Origin of the sequence: Rhizobium metallidurans, assembly GCF_014196505.1 — a bacterium.
Classification (GTDB): Bacteria; Pseudomonadota; Alphaproteobacteria; order Rhizobiales; family Rhizobiaceae; genus Rhizobium; species Rhizobium metallidurans.
Genome location: NZ_JACIDW010000008.1, coordinates 90,085 through 103,484, shown reverse-complemented (window position 1 = coordinate 103,484; position 13,400 = coordinate 90,085). Strand labels below are relative to the sequence as shown.

At 63.6% G+C, this 13,400-nt stretch carries 14 protein-coding genes and 1 tRNA gene; 9 read left to right on the top strand and 6 right to left on the bottom strand.

Translation table 11 applies throughout. The features are described 5' to 3' along the window. Nucleotides 1-98 precede the first annotated feature (98 nt). The 3 genes from GGQ67_RS14035 (at nt 99) to GGQ67_RS14025 (ending at nt 3,490) form a co-directional block, all read left to right on the top strand. Nucleotides 99-1,247 carry a Gfo/Idh/MocA family protein gene (locus GGQ67_RS14035; protein WP_183900767.1) on the top strand — a complete coding sequence of 383 codons (1,149 nt, stop codon included), beginning with the start codon at nt 99-101 and terminating at the stop codon, nt 1,245-1,247. A gap of 77 nt (nt 1,248-1,324) precedes the next feature. Next, on the top strand, nt 1,325-2,152 hold the full coding sequence (locus GGQ67_RS14030; protein WP_183900838.1) for a sugar phosphate isomerase/epimerase family protein: 828 nt from the start codon (nt 1,325-1,327) through the stop codon (nt 2,150-2,152). Between the two features lie 63 nt (nt 2,153-2,215). Then, complete coding sequence (locus tag GGQ67_RS14025) at nt 2,216-3,490, top strand: Gfo/Idh/MocA family protein (RefSeq protein WP_183900766.1); 1,275 nt, start codon at nt 2,216-2,218, stop codon at nt 3,488-3,490. Between the two features lie 79 nt (nt 3,491-3,569). Here GGQ67_RS14025 and GGQ67_RS14020 read toward each other — a convergent pair whose 3' ends face one another. Beyond that, complete coding sequence (locus GGQ67_RS14020) at nt 3,570-4,307, bottom strand: type 1 glutamine amidotransferase (protein WP_183900837.1); 738 nt, start codon at nt 4,305-4,307, stop codon at nt 3,570-3,572. 137 nt (nt 4,308-4,444) lie between these two features. Here GGQ67_RS14020 and GGQ67_RS14015 point away from each other — a divergent pair, with 137 nt between their 5' ends. After that, nucleotides 4,445-4,741 carry an Rdx family protein gene (locus GGQ67_RS14015; protein ID WP_112944963.1) on the top strand — a complete coding sequence of 99 codons (297 nt, stop codon included), beginning with the start codon at nt 4,445-4,447 and terminating at the stop codon, nt 4,739-4,741. Between the two features lie 51 nt (nt 4,742-4,792). Here the strand turns inward: GGQ67_RS14015 and GGQ67_RS14010 are convergent, their stop codons facing one another. Then, nucleotides 4,793-5,251 (bottom strand): BA14K family protein, encoded by a 459-nt coding sequence (locus GGQ67_RS14010; protein ID WP_183900765.1) that lies wholly within the window; start codon nt 5,249-5,251, stop codon nt 4,793-4,795. Nucleotides 5,252-5,435: 184 nt separating this feature from the next. Between GGQ67_RS14010 and GGQ67_RS14005 the strand changes: the two genes are divergently transcribed. Beyond that, a tRNA-Leu gene (locus tag GGQ67_RS14005) sits at nt 5,436-5,522 on the top strand. Nucleotides 5,523-5,923: 401 nt separating this feature from the next. Further along, nucleotides 5,924-6,148 (top strand): hypothetical protein, encoded by a 225-nt coding sequence (locus tag GGQ67_RS14000; protein ID WP_183900764.1) that lies wholly within the window; start codon nt 5,924-5,926, stop codon nt 6,146-6,148. Between the two features lie 43 nt (nt 6,149-6,191). Here the strand turns inward: GGQ67_RS14000 and GGQ67_RS13995 are convergent, their stop codons facing one another. The 4 genes from GGQ67_RS13995 to GGQ67_RS13980 all read right to left on the bottom strand — a co-directional run bounded on the left by GGQ67_RS13995 (nt 6,192) and on the right by GGQ67_RS13980 (nt 9,700). Further along, nucleotides 6,192-6,827 (bottom strand): NrsF family protein, encoded by a 636-nt coding sequence (locus GGQ67_RS13995; protein WP_183900836.1) that lies wholly within the window; start codon nt 6,825-6,827, stop codon nt 6,192-6,194. Beyond that, nucleotides 6,814-7,398: a sigma-70 family RNA polymerase sigma factor gene (locus tag GGQ67_RS13990; protein ID WP_183900763.1), complete on the bottom strand. Its 585-nt coding sequence runs from the start codon at nt 7,396-7,398 to the stop codon at nt 6,814-6,816. Before GGQ67_RS13990 ends, GGQ67_RS13995 begins: the two co-directional genes overlap by 14 nt. Before the next feature lie 133 nt (nt 7,399-7,531). Beyond that, complete coding sequence (locus GGQ67_RS13985; protein ID WP_183900762.1) at nt 7,532-7,873, bottom strand: hypothetical protein; 342 nt, start codon at nt 7,871-7,873, stop codon at nt 7,532-7,534. Between the two features lie 123 nt (nt 7,874-7,996). Further along, a complete protein-coding gene (locus GGQ67_RS13980) occupies nt 7,997-9,700 on the bottom strand; it encodes a GumC family protein (protein WP_183900761.1) in 1,704 nt (567 codons plus the stop codon). Nucleotides 9,701-9,831: 131 nt separating this feature from the next. Here GGQ67_RS13980 and GGQ67_RS13975 point away from each other — a divergent pair, with 131 nt between their 5' ends. From GGQ67_RS13975 to purU, 3 genes are all read left to right on the top strand, one after another. Then, on the top strand, nt 9,832-10,893 hold the full coding sequence (locus GGQ67_RS13975; protein WP_183900760.1) for a glycoside hydrolase family 5 protein: 1,062 nt from the start codon (nt 9,832-9,834) through the stop codon (nt 10,891-10,893). A gap of 4 nt (nt 10,894-10,897) precedes the next feature. Beyond that, entirely contained in the window at nt 10,898-12,175 is a 1,278-nt protein-coding gene (locus tag GGQ67_RS13970) for a hypothetical protein (protein ID WP_183900759.1), read from the top strand. A 199-nt stretch (nt 12,176-12,374) separates the two neighbouring features. Beyond that, nucleotides 12,375-13,259 carry a formyltetrahydrofolate deformylase gene (gene purU / locus GGQ67_RS13965; protein ID WP_183900758.1) on the top strand — a complete coding sequence of 295 codons (885 nt, stop codon included), beginning with the start codon at nt 12,375-12,377 and terminating at the stop codon, nt 13,257-13,259. Nucleotides 13,260-13,400: the final 141 nt, after the last annotated feature.

Here is a 13,400-nt window from a genome sequence, read left to right as displayed (position 1 = left end):
TCAAGTAACTGTTTGGTTACTGGCCGGGAGGAGCCGCGCGGCATCGCGCGTCCGGCATTTGCAAGAAAGTTTGTAAGACATTTTGCAGGGAGGCAGACATGGCGCGTCTAGGGATAATTCTGCACGGCGTAACGGGCCGGATGGGCTACAATCAGCACCTCGTCCGCTCGATACTGGCGATCCGCGATCAGGGTGGCCTGACGCTGAAATCCGGCGAAAAGCTCGAGATCGACCCCATCATCGTCGGCCGCAACGCCGCCAAGATGGAGGAACTGGCCAAGCGCCACGGCATCAGGCGCTGGTCGACCGATCTCGACGCTGCCCTTAAAAATCCGGACGACCAGATCTTCTTCGACGCCGGCACAACGCTGATGCGCGCCGAGCTTTTGTCCCGGGCGCTCGATGCCGGCAAGCACGTCTATTGCGAAAAGCCGATCTCCGACGACCTCGAGGTCGCCATCGCGCTCGCCCGCAAGGCGCGCGGCTCGGGCCTCAAGCATGGCGTCGTGCAGGACAAGCTCTTCCTGCCCGGCCTGCGCAAGCTGGCGCTGCTGCGCGACAGTGGTTTCTTCGGCAAGATCCTCTCCGTGCGCGGCGAGTTCGGCTATTGGGTCTTCGAGGGCGATTGGGGTGTGCCGGCGCAGCGCCCGTCCTGGAATTACCGCAAGGCCGATGGCGGCGGCATCATTCTCGACATGCTCTGCCACTGGCGCTACGTGCTCGACAATCTCTTCGGCGAGGTCAAATCCGTCTCCTGCCTCGGCGCCACCCATATCGGCACCCGCATCGACGAACAGGGCAAGCCCTATGATTGCGATACCGATGACGCCGCCTATGCCACCTTCGAACTCGAAGGCGGGGTGATCGCCCATATCAATTCGTCCTGGGCGGTGCGCGTGCGCCGCGACGATCTCGTCACTTTCCAGGTCGACGGCACCCGCGGTTCGGCCGTCGCCGGACTGACGAAATGCTGGACCCAGCACCGCGTCAACACGCCAAAGCCCGTCTGGAATCCGGACCAGCCGCAGACGATCGATTTCTACAGGACCTGGGACGAGGTTCCCGACACGCAGATGTTCGACAACGGCTTCAAGGCGCAGTGGGAGATGTTCCTGCGCCATGTCGCCGAGGACGCGCCCTGGCCCTATGGTCTCGAGGCCGGCGCCAAGGGTGTGCAGCTCGCCGAACTCGGGCTGAAGTCCTGGGCCGAACGCCGCTGGCTCGATGTGCCCGCACTGGAGTTCTGAGCAATGTCTGATATAGCGCGCTATGCACCCATGGTGATCGCACCTGTTGCCCCGCATGAAAGCGGGGCTTGGCAAGCATGGTAGATGGTCTCTCCATCAACCTCGCGACGATACGCGAGCAATGCGGCTTCGCCGAAGCGGTCGATCTCTGCCTGAAACACGGCATCACCTCAATCGCCCCCTGGCGCGATCAGGTCGCCAGGATCGGGATCGACGAGGCGGCGCGCATCATCCACCAGAACGGCATCAAGCTCACCGGCCTCTGCCGTGGCGGTTTCTTTCCGGCGGCCAGCGCCGCGGACCGTCAGTCGGCGATCGACGACAACAGACGCGCCATCGACGAGGCGGCTGCATTGGGCGCCGATTGCCTCGTGCTCGTGGTTGGCGGGCTCGCCGGCGGATCGAAGAATATCGAGGACGCCCGCGAGATGGTCCGCGATGGCATCGCCGCCACGCTGCCGCATGCCCGCGCGAGCGGCGTGCCGCTGGCGATCGAGCCGCTGCACCCCATGTATGCCGCCGACCGGTCCTGCGTGAACACGCTCGGCAAGGCGCTCGACATGTGCGAGACGCTGGGCGAGGGGGTCGGCGTCGCGATCGACGTCTACCATGTCTGGTGGGACCCGGACCTCGCGCGTGAGATCGCCCGCGCCGGGCGCGAGCAGCGCATTCTCGCGCATCACATCTGCGATTGGCTGGTGCCGACCAGGGACATGCTGACCGACCGCGGCATGATGGGTGATGGCGTCATCGACCTGAAGGGCATAAGACGGATGGTGGAGGTATCAGGCTTTCACGGCGCGCAGGAGGTCGAGATATTCTCGGCGGAGAACTGGTGGAAACGCCCGGCCGACGAGGTGATCCGCACCTGCGTCGAGCGCTTCCACGACTGCTGCCGGATCTGAGCCGGCACGGACCAGAGGCAGAACAACACATTCGTTTCCGCACGCATGAAGGAGGATCATTCGATGGAGAAACGCCGCTTCGCACTGATAGGCACCGGAAATCGCGGAACGACCATGTGGGGCAAGGAATTGCTGGCCGGCTGGCGCGAGCATGTGGATCTGGTGGCGATCGTCGACACCAATTCGCTGCGCGCCGAACGCGCCCGCACCATGATCGGCAGCAATGCCCCGATCTATGAGAACATCGACGCCATGCTCGCCGAGCATGAGGTCGACATGGTCATCGTCTGCACGCCCGATTACACCCATGACGACATCGTCGTGCGCGCGCTCGAAGCCGGCATCGACGTCATCACCGAAAAGCCGATGACGACAGCCGTCGACAAGATCCGCCGCATCCTCGATGCCGAAAAGCGCAGCGGCAAGCGCGTCGACGTCTCCTTCAACTATCGCTACGCGCCGACGGCCGCCAGGATCAAGGAGCTGCTCTCCTCGGGCGAGATCGGACGCGTCACCTCCGTCGATTTCCACTGGTACCTCGACACGAAACACGGCGCCGATTACTTCCGCCGCTGGCACGCCTATACGGAAAACTCCGGCAGCCTCTTCGTCCACAAGGCCACCCACCACTTCGACTTGCTCAACTGGTATCTCGACAGCGATCCCGAGGCCGTTACCTCGTTTGCAGACCTACAGAATTACGGCCGCAAGGGCCCGTTCCGTGGCCCGCGCTGCAAGCTCTGTCCGCACGCGGGGGAGTGCGACTACTACCTCGATCTCGAGGCCGATCCCTTCCTCGACGCGCTCTATGAAGACCCCTCCGAGATCGACGGCTATTTCCGCGACGGCTGCGTCTATCGCGAGGATATCGATATCCCCGACACCATGGTCGTCAGCCTGCGCTACCGCAACAACGTCCACGTCTCTTATTCGCTGAACACCTTCCAGCCGATCGAAGGCCACCACATCGCCTTCAACGGCACCGAGGGGCGGATCGAGTTGCGCCAGTTCGAAAAGCAGCCGTGGGAAACGCCGGACGAGGATACGATCCTTTTGATCCGCAACTTTCCGAAGGGCAGGGCGCCGGTCGAACGCATCGTCGTGCCGCATTCTTCCGGCGGTCACTATGGCGGCGACAACCGCATGCGCAACATGATCTTCAAGCCCGGCATGGAAGACCGCCTCGGCCAGCGCGCCGGCACCCGCGCCGGCGCTATGTCGGTGCTGACGGGCATCGCAGCCCTGTCAAGCGCACGCAGCGGCAAGGTCGTGAAGATCGCCGATCTGATGCCGGAGCTCATCGGCGGCGATGCAAGTCCGGGCCTCAAGGCCGGCTGATACATGCTGGCCGATGCAAGCTGGCCGATGCAAGCCGGCTGACGAAGGCCGGCGGATCGTTGCCCGCGCCCGCGCCCCCTCAGGCGCTGGCGGCGGCAGGTTCCTTCGTCGTCGCGACCTCGATCATCGCGACCCAGTTGCGCGCGATCGCAAGACCGCTGGCATCGGCCGCGGCGCCGTCCACCGGGGCGAGATCGGGGTGGCGCTGCAGCCAGCCGGGCTCCATCCGCTCGATCGTCGCCTCGAAGCCCGTCGTCCAGCCCTCCACCACCGCGCGGCTGGCCTCGAAATGAAACTGCGTGCCATAGGTGGCGCGGCCAAGCCGGAAGGCCTGGTTGCGCACGAGTGGGCTGGTCGCGAGCAGGCAGGCGCCCTGAGGCAACGTGAATGTATCGCTGTGCCACTCGAAGGTGGTGAAGTCGGCCTCGAGGCCCGACAGCAGCGGATCGGCCTTGCCCTCTTCCGTCTTCTCGACGGATTTCCAGCCGAACTCCAGCTGCCGGCCGAGATGGTTTTCCGCGCCATAGGCGCGCGCCAGGATCTGCGATCCCAGGCAGATGCCCATCACCGCCTTGCCCGCCTCGCAAAAGCGCTGCATCAGCCGCGCCAGAGCGGGCAGATAGGGATAGTTCGCATCGTCGAGTGCGTCCTGCTCGCCACCAAGCACGACAAGCGCGCCATGCTCGAAGATGCTCCGCGGCAGCCGGCCGTCGAGATAGGGCTGGTAGATGTCGAGCTCGGCATTGGCTTCGGCAAGCGCGATGCCGAGCGAGCCCAGCGGCGTGTTCTTCATGTTTTCGACCACGGCAACCCGCATCGGCATCTCCTGTCTTCCTGTCGCTTCAGGAAGAACACCAAGCCATCGCGCATTGCAATATCCGTTGCGTCACACCCGGCCACTTCGTAAGTTTGGCGCGACTGCGACGACAGACCGAAAGCCCGACGGAAAGCCCCATGACCGAGAAAAAAGCCCGCGTGACCATTCTCTACTGCACCCAGTGCAACTGGCTGCTGCGCGCCGGCTGGATGGCGCAGGAGCTGTTGCAGACGTTCACCGACAGCCTCGGTGAAGTGGCGCTCATCCCCGGCACCGGCGGCAATTTCGAGATCCGCGTCGATGACGAGCTTATCTGGGAGCGCAAGCGCGACGGCGGCTTTCCCGGCCCCAAGGAACTCAAGCAGCGCATCCGCGATATCATCGACCCCGACCGCGATCTCGGCCACACCGACCGGACGTCGAAGGAAAGCTAGCTCGACCAGGCGGCGACCCGGACGCTCGGTCACCTCCGCCGCACGAAACGCCTAGTCGTAGGGCGACTTGCAGGTCTTGTAGATCCCCTCATAGGTCACGAAGCGATCGGTGTTCGGATTGTAGCTGCGATACTGGTTGCGGCACCAGTTGACGTGAAAGTTGCGGTCGGGCGCATTCGGCCGCGCGGTCCGTGCGGGTGTCTGCGGCGGCTGGTAGCGGCCCGGCGGTTGCGTGTCGTAGTATTTCGGCGCCGGGCCCATCGCGCGCGGACGATAGTAGGTCGGCCCGGTCGCGGTTGGCGGCCTGTAGTTCGGCTGCACGTAGGATGGCGTGAACGACTGCGTCTTGCCGAAGGTGAAGCAGCCGCGAAAATCGCACATGGTCTGCACGCGGACGATGTCGCTGCTGCCCGCTACCTCCGCAAGCGGTGTCCTCGGCATGGCCCAAACCTGGCCAAGCGGCATCACGGACAGAATCACAACAGCGGACAATTTCTGAAAAACGGTCATCGCAACATCCTTTTCCATGGATCATATATAGTGCGCCCGGCGTTTCTTGGCACCGCCCGAAATCCCGGATCGTCCAAAAACCCACCTTTCCCGGTCTTGCTCGAAGACTTTTTTGCGTGGTGTCAGAAAAACTTCAAAAACCCTGTTGACACCAACCGGCCACCCCCGTACATGGCTCTCCGTCGCCCAGATGGCGGAATTGGTAGACGCGCCAGCTTCAGGTGCTGGTACCCGAAAGGGTGTGGAGGTTCGAGTCCTCTTCTGGGCACCATTCCATTTTGAGAAAGCCTTATTTCTCAATGATCGCAAGATCATAGGTGTTTCGCAAAACCTCGATGGAGGTTCAGTGCCGAAACACCGGAAACTCTCCCAAAGACCTGATTGCTGATGTCTCGCGTTTCGACGGGTGTGCTCGCGGCGCATTGCGCATGTCAGGAAAGTGCCGCCCCTGGCGAGGCCAGCGGCCTCTTCTTTACTGCCCTTCGCAAGTGCCGGAACGAATGTTTCCATTTTCGTCGGCGGAAGCATGTTTTCATGCAACTATCACAAGTATTGATGCGCGATCGGCTCATCAACAAGTCTCGGTCTCTTTCCATTCGCTGCGAATGATGCTTAGGTCGTTGCCATGGGAGATGGGCAATATTCGATAGTATTCGAGGGACCGGGTGCTGCATGACGAACGCGACGTCTTCTTCTTCCACCGTCAATAAGGGCCGTAGCCTTACGCTGAGGGTCGATCTGACGGGCGTCCTTGCCTGCCTGCTCATGGTCCTGATCGTCGCCTGCGTCGTCATGAGCTATGGCACGAAAAGCCGCATCGACGGCGTGGCGCAGCCGGTCGGACCGAAGGCGGCGCTGCAACAGGCTGCCGACGGCGATGCCGGGGGCAACGGCTGACGCCGCGGCGCGTATCCGCGCTGTCACTGCCGCTGGTTGATCATCACCATCTGAGATAGCGACGGCCGAGCGCGGCGCCGATGGCGGTCACGGCGGTGATCGATATCGTGTACCAGGTGGCGACGAAGAGCGGGCTGTCGTCGATGCAATGCCAGGCGTAGAGCGCCGAAGCGATGGCGCCGGCGGCAAGCCCGGCGGCGGCACCGGCAAGAGCCGGTCGCCGTGGCGCGCCGGCTCGAAGCGCCAGGATGAAGCCCGCAAGCGGAGCGATCGACAGAAGCGGGATGAGTGTCAGGCAATAGGCCGCGTTGTGTCCCATCAGCTGCTGCCCCCACAGCTCCGGCGGCAGCACCAGGAGTTCGATGCCGACGGCGGCGGCAAGCAGGCCCGCCGGCACGATGAGCGCCCATCCGCCGGCGCGCAGCGAAAGTTCGGGGCGGCCGATGCGAAACACGATCGACGATGCGAGGATGGCGAGCCCCAGCATGAGGCTCACCTTGAAGAGCACGCGCGTGGTTTCCACGGCGCTGGCGACGTCGCGGCGAATGCCGATCGCGAACACCAGGATCAGCGCCGAAACGACGACGCCTGCGACAAGCGCGGTCTTGAGCGCGGGGCCGAGCCGGGTCCGCACAGGGGCATCCTCGGCCAGCAGGCTGATCAGCTCATTCGTCTTCACCACGCCCACTCCGATATTCTTCGCCGCGATAAAGGGCGGCAAGCTTCTTCAGCGCCCGATGCAGCGCGACGCGCACCGCTCCCTCGCTCATTTTCAGCCGCTCCGCCGTTTCGCGTATGCCCGCGCCGCCGATCGAGATCGAGCGGACGATGTCGCGTTGCGGGTCCTTCAGCCGCTCCAGAAGGTGGATCGCGTCAAGGCGGTTCATGGCGTCCTCGGCCTGGTCGTCGCTTGCGACCGTTTCCATCACGTCCTCGATCGGCACATCCACATGCCGTCCGCGTCGGCGCAGGCTGTCGATCAGCTTGTTGCGCACGATCGCCGACAGCCACGGACCGATCGGGCGCGTCGTGTCCCAGGTGCCGCGCTTCAGGTGCACCGCGAGCAGAACTTCCTGCACGACGTCTTCCGCCTCGCTTGCCGGCGCGCCGAACTGTTCGCAGCGCCGCCGGGCCATCGCCCGCAGATGCGGGGTCACGGCAAGAAGAAAACGCTGATAGGCCTGCCCGTCGCCATCAAGCGCCCGGCGCATCCAATCCGCCCATTCCTCTTCACGCGCCGAAGTGTTCACCCGACATCCTCTACGAACGGGCACATGCAGTTGTTACCGGACCTTGGAAATATTTGCGGCACGCCGCAAGGCCGCATCGCTTGAAAAGCGTCGCGAGAGTGTCGATGCCAAATGAACAAGGGGAGGCGGGCGGTCAGCGGACGGGCTGGTAGCGGCCGCGCAGCGGAACCTGGCTGCCGGAGGAAATCACGCCGTCGCGGTCGCATACATAGACCGTCATCGGCATGCCGCCGGAGCGGAAAATCTCGTCATGGCGCCGGCGTATATACTGCGTCTCGGTCCGGCAGGTCAGTTTCGGCTCCAGCGATGGATCTGTGGGCGCCTTGACGCCGGGAAGGTTGGCATAGGGATAGGTCGGCGGCACCCGGCCTTGTCCGGCGCGCGCCCAGTCGGTCGAAAACGCCGGCGCCGGAAGAACGCCGGCTGAAAGCGCCAGCGTCACGAGAACGATTTTTTCGAAATTACCGAGCCGCATCAAGTCCCTCCGGCCGCTCGCCGGTCTCTCTGTCAATGCCGTCGATGTAGGCATGCCATTCCCACGCATCAAGCGGCAGCATGCGCCGCTCCCGCAATCGTGACCTCGGCGCCTGGACAGGCCCTACGCCGACTTGCGGAAATAGCCCCGGACCGTCGGGTGGGCAGCCAGGCTGGCGAGGATGGCGAAGCCGGAGCCGACGAGGAAGCCCGCGAGCATGCCGCCGATGACGCCGGCGATCAAAAGTGCCGTCCTGCCCGGCCCGTTGGCCTTCAGCGGCGGCTCGGCCTCGGAGATCACGCGAACATTGCTGCGCGACAGGCTCTGCTCTTCGCTGGTCTGTCCGGAGCGCTTCAGCACGGTCTCGTAGATATTGCGCGCCGCGGTCGCCTTGCGCTGCAATTCGTTGAGTTCGACCTGCTTGTCGGAGGTGTTGACCTGCAGCGCCTTTTGCACCGACAGTTCCTTGGAGACGGCCTCCTCGGCCTTCTTCGCCTGCTGGTATTCGCCCTGTGCGGTGCTCGCCAGCCGCTGCAATTCGCCGCGGATCTGGTCGGATATGCTCTTCAGCGAGGAGCGCGCCGCCTGCAGGCGCGGATGGCGCGTGCCCATCTGGCTCTCGAGGCTGCTGACCATGGCGGCCTGTGTCGAATATTGCTGGCGCAGCGTCGCGAGTGCCGTCGAAACGCCGCTCTGCGATGTGCCGCCGACCACGTCCTCCAAGCGCAGGTTGGCGGCGGCATCGGCGCGCGCCTTGGCCTGGATCGTCTTGTCCTGCGCCGTCACCAGAAGCGTGTTCAAGGATGCGAGCCGCTGGTCGGAGATCAATCCGTTCTGCGTCGAGGCCATGTCGTTGTCGGCGCGGTATGTCTCCACCGCCTGCTCGGCCTCCTGAACCCTTTGGCGAAGGTCGGTCAGGCGCTTGTCGAGCGTGGTCGAGGTATTCTCGTAGAGACCGGAGCTGGCGCCGTCTTCCTCCTGCAGGAAGGACGCCACGACCTGGTTGGCGAGACGCGCGGATTTCTCGGCGTTCTTCGTGGTCACCTCCATGGAAACCACGTAGGTGGAACTCTGCCTGGTGATCACCAGCGCCTTCTGCAGCGCGCTGACGACGGCGGCGCTGTCGGCCCGGCCGGCGTTGAATTCGGGGTCCTGGTCGAGCTTCATCGCGTCGGCGACGCGGCGCATGACATTGCCGGAGCTCAGGATCTGCACCTGGCTGTCGATCATCGCCGAGATCATTTCGGGCGAGGGGCCGTTGGCCTGCGTGCTGGGATCGTTGAGGCCGATCTGTCTGGGATCGAAGTAGAGCGTCGTGCTGGCGGTGAATTTCTGCGTCGACAGCGGCAGCACGATGGCGCCGGCAACCGCGCCGAGCACGCAAAGGCCGAGGATCAGGAGCCGCTTGTTCCAGATCGCCTCGATCGCCGAGCGGGTGTCGAGCAGCGGTCCGCCGCGCTCCGGCACGTGCACCACGGCGGGCGCGACCACGGGTGCGGCGACGGGCGCTGGCGGTTCATCGCGCGCGACATTGCCCGCGGACGAGGGCGGGGCATCGGCGTTCTGCTCAACCTGCGGCGCCCGCTCGGGTGCGCGGGGCGCCTCGCTTGCCGGCGGCGGGGATGCCGTGCCCGATGGGCCTGGCGGTGCCGGGTTCTCAGGAGAGGCGTCCGTGATCAGGGAGGCGGGCACGGGCTTGGCGGGCACGAAGTCGGACGGGCGCAGCACCGGTCCGGGCGCGCCGGTCCGGTTGGGCTCGGTATTCGGCGGCTCATAGCTGCGCCATTGTGGCAGCCTGCCAACCTTGTTCCTGTCAAACTGGTTCATGCGCGCGCTCGTTGCTCGCCTGTAAAATGCCGGCGACATGGGTTCGACTTTAGAAATCCTTAGCTAACGGACCGTTAAGATGCCGAGACAGCACTGAGACGAACGATCAGCCGAACCCGGAAGCGGTATCAATGAGCGACAAATTCTCCCCCCGGCGGCGCCTAGCGGCGGCCGTGCTGGCAACGATGCTGCTCCAGGCCGGCGCGGCCGGCGCGCAGGGCACCTGCCTGCAGGGCATCAATCTCTCCGGTGCCGAGTTCGGCGAGCGCGGCGGCGAATACTTCAAGGCCTACGCCTACCCCTCCGAGGAAACCATCGCCTATTTCGCCCAGAAGGGCTTCAACAGCGTGCGCCTTCCCTTTCTCTGGGAGCGCCTGCAACCCGAGCTCGGCAAGCCGCTCGACGAGGCCGAGCTGAAGCGGCTGAAGGACACGGTCGAGCTTTTGCGCAAGAAGCGCCTGACCGTCATTCTCGATCCGCACAACTACGCGCAATACGACAAGGTGATGATCGGCAAGCCGCCGGTCACCGACACCGCCTTCGCCGAGTTCTGGGCGCGGCTGGCGATCGAATTCTCCAATCAGGAGGATGTGATCTTCGGCCTGATGAACGAGCCCTACGACATCGGCGCCGATGCCTGGCTGAAGGCCGCCAACGCCGCGATCCGCACCATCCGGGCGACGGGAGCCAACAATCTGATCCTGGTTCCGGGCACCCGCTTCACCGGCGCCCATTCCTGGCAGGCGGATGGGCCGGGCGGCGCCAACGGCACGGTCATGCTGGGCGTGCGCGATCCGCGCAAGAACTACGCCTACGAGGTGCATCAGTATTTCGATCAGGATTCGTCGGGCATGAACGCCGAATGCAGCGGCAGCGACAGCGCGCTCAAGGCGGTGACCGATATGACCGACTGGGCGAGGAAGAACAATACGCGGGTCTTCCTCGGCGAATTCGGCGTATCGCAGGACAAGGCCTGCGTGGCGGCGCTCGGCCGCGTGCTCGACCAGATGCAGGCCAACCCCGACGTCTGGCTCGGCTGGACCTACTGGGTGGCGGGCGACTGGTGGCCGGAAACGGAGACGCTGAACGTGCAGCCGCGCGGCGGCAAGGATCGCCAGCAGATGACGGCGCTGGAAAACGCGCTGAAGACACCGGCCGCCGACAGGTCCAAGTGCAAGACGCTGGTGGATTGAGGATATGGCAAGCAAGGTCAAAGCCGAAGGCGATGCGATCGATAAGGAGCCGATCGACTACAGCATCCTGGCCGTCAGCGTGCTCGGCGTGACCTACAACGCCATTCTTGCCTTCATCAATCACAACATCATGCCGCTGACGTCAACCGCCGTCGTGGCGAGCGAGATCCTGATCCTCGCCTACAGCTTCGGCTACATCCTGAAGAAAGGCCTCTACGAGGAAGATATCGTGCCGCTCGGTTATCTCCTCGCGACCGTCGCGCTGACGGTCTATGTGATGGTCATCAACAAGGCCGGCTATATCGACCATCTTCGCAACGTCCTGATCATCTTCGCCTTCACGGTGCTCGGACGCTGGAGCAACGAGCGAACGCTGCGGCTTGCCTTCAAGATCTGCTGCCTGGCGGTTCTCGCGGCGCTCCTTTGCGAGATCATCTCGACGCCCGCCTATGTGGCGCTCTTCCATCCGGCCGAGTATTTCCAGAACACCCGCGGCGTTCCCCCTGCCACCTACAGCGATTCCGGCCTGTTTCGCGGCGCGCTCGGCTTCGAGGGGCGCTTCTCCTTCGGCCTCATCGATCACCGCTCCTCCTCGATCTTCCTCGAGCAGGTGTCGCTCGCCAATTTCTGCGGCGTCATGGTCATCTATCTCGTCAGCTTCGCCAACCGCATCACGCTCTTCGACCGGCTGATCTTCATGGCGACAATCGTGCTCATCCTGGTAACGAACGACACCCGAACGATGCTGATCTTCACCATCGTCAGCGTCGCCGGCTATGTCATCTATCCCCTGATCCCGAAGATCTTCAGCTTCCTGATGATGCCGGCGATCGTCATGGTCGGCTTTATCATCCACGCCTTCAAGCCGAACGCCCGTGACGACGATTTCGTCGGCCGCATCAGCGGCACGGTTCGAAACATCATCGCCATGGATCTGCCGGCGACGATGGGGCTCGAGCTCGACAAGGCCACCACCTTCGTCGACAGCGGCTATGTCTATATCACCTACGGCGCCACCATCTTCGGCCTCATCCTGTTCTGGCTGTTCGTCTCCTTCTATCCGGCCGGCCAGACGCCCAACCAGAAGCGCCTTTGCCATTCGCTGTCGCTCTTCATGTTCCTGAACCTGATGATCGGCTCGACAGCGATCTTTTCGATGAAGACCGCCGGCCTCGGCTGGCTTCTCGTCGGCTTTCTCAAATTCAACGAGGGCGCCACGGCGAGAATACGCGGTTCCACGACGCAAAGTGAACGGACTCCGGCAGGAACTGCCGTAAGCTGAAGGCCGATGAGACGCGCCGGCCGCAAGCGCCGCCCGTCTCGACAAACCTGGTGCAGCGGCGCGCGTGTCGTGCTTGATCGGCCATGTCGCTTTGATCTAAGCAGGCTCGACGGTCGCCCCAGACCAACGCTTAAAAGGCCGACGCTTGAACAGGGCCGATGCCTAAACAAGGCCGATGCCTAAACAAGGAACGTGACGCATGACGCAATATGTATTGACGGTAGCCTGCAAATCGACACGCGGCATCGTGGCGGCGATTTCGACCTATCTGGCCGGACAGGGCTGCAATATCATCGACAGCTCGCAGTTCGACGATCTCTCCACCGGCATGTTCTTCACCCGCGTCAGCTTCATCTCCGAGGAGGGTGCTACACTGGCGGCCATCCGCGAAGGCTTCCAGCCGATCGCCGAGAAATTCGAGATGACATCGGAAATCCACGACGGCGACCAGCGCATGAAGGTGCTGCTGATGGTTTCGCGCTTCGGCCATTGTCTGAACGACCTGCTCTACCGCTGGAAGATCGGCGCGCTGCCGATCGACATCGTCGGCGTCGTCTCCAACCACTTCGATTACCAGAAGGTCGTCGTCAATCACGACATCCCCTTCCACCACATCAAGGTGACGAAGGAAAACAAGCCGCAGGCCGAAGCCCAGCTCCTGCAGCTGCTCGAAAGCTCCGGCACCGAGCTCGTCGTGCTTGCCCGCTACATGCAGGTGCTCTCGGATGCCATGTGCAAGAAGATGTCGGGGCGCATCATCAACATCCACCACTCCTTCCTGCCGTCGTTCAAGGGCGCGAACCCCTACAAGCAGGCCTATGAGCGTGGCGTGAAGCTGATCGGCGCCACCGCGCACTACGTCACCGCCGACCTCGACGAAGGTCCGATCATCGAGCAGGACACGGCGCGCATCACCCATGCGCAGTCGGCCGACGATTACGTCTCGATCGGCCGCGATGTCGAGAGCCAGGTGCTTGCCCGCGCCATCCACGCCCATATCCATCACCGCGTGTTCCTGAACGGCAACCGCACCGTGGTCTTCCCGGCAAGCCCGGGCAGCTATGCTTCCGAGCGCATGGGCTAAGTCATTGGTATCGGGCGTCCGCTGATTCCTTGGCCGGCAATTGCTGGGCCGGTAATTGCCGGGCCCGTAATTCCTAGGGATGACGCCCGATCCCTCGCTTGCCGATAGCAAGCTGTCGATTATCTGCTTATTGTGCAGGAT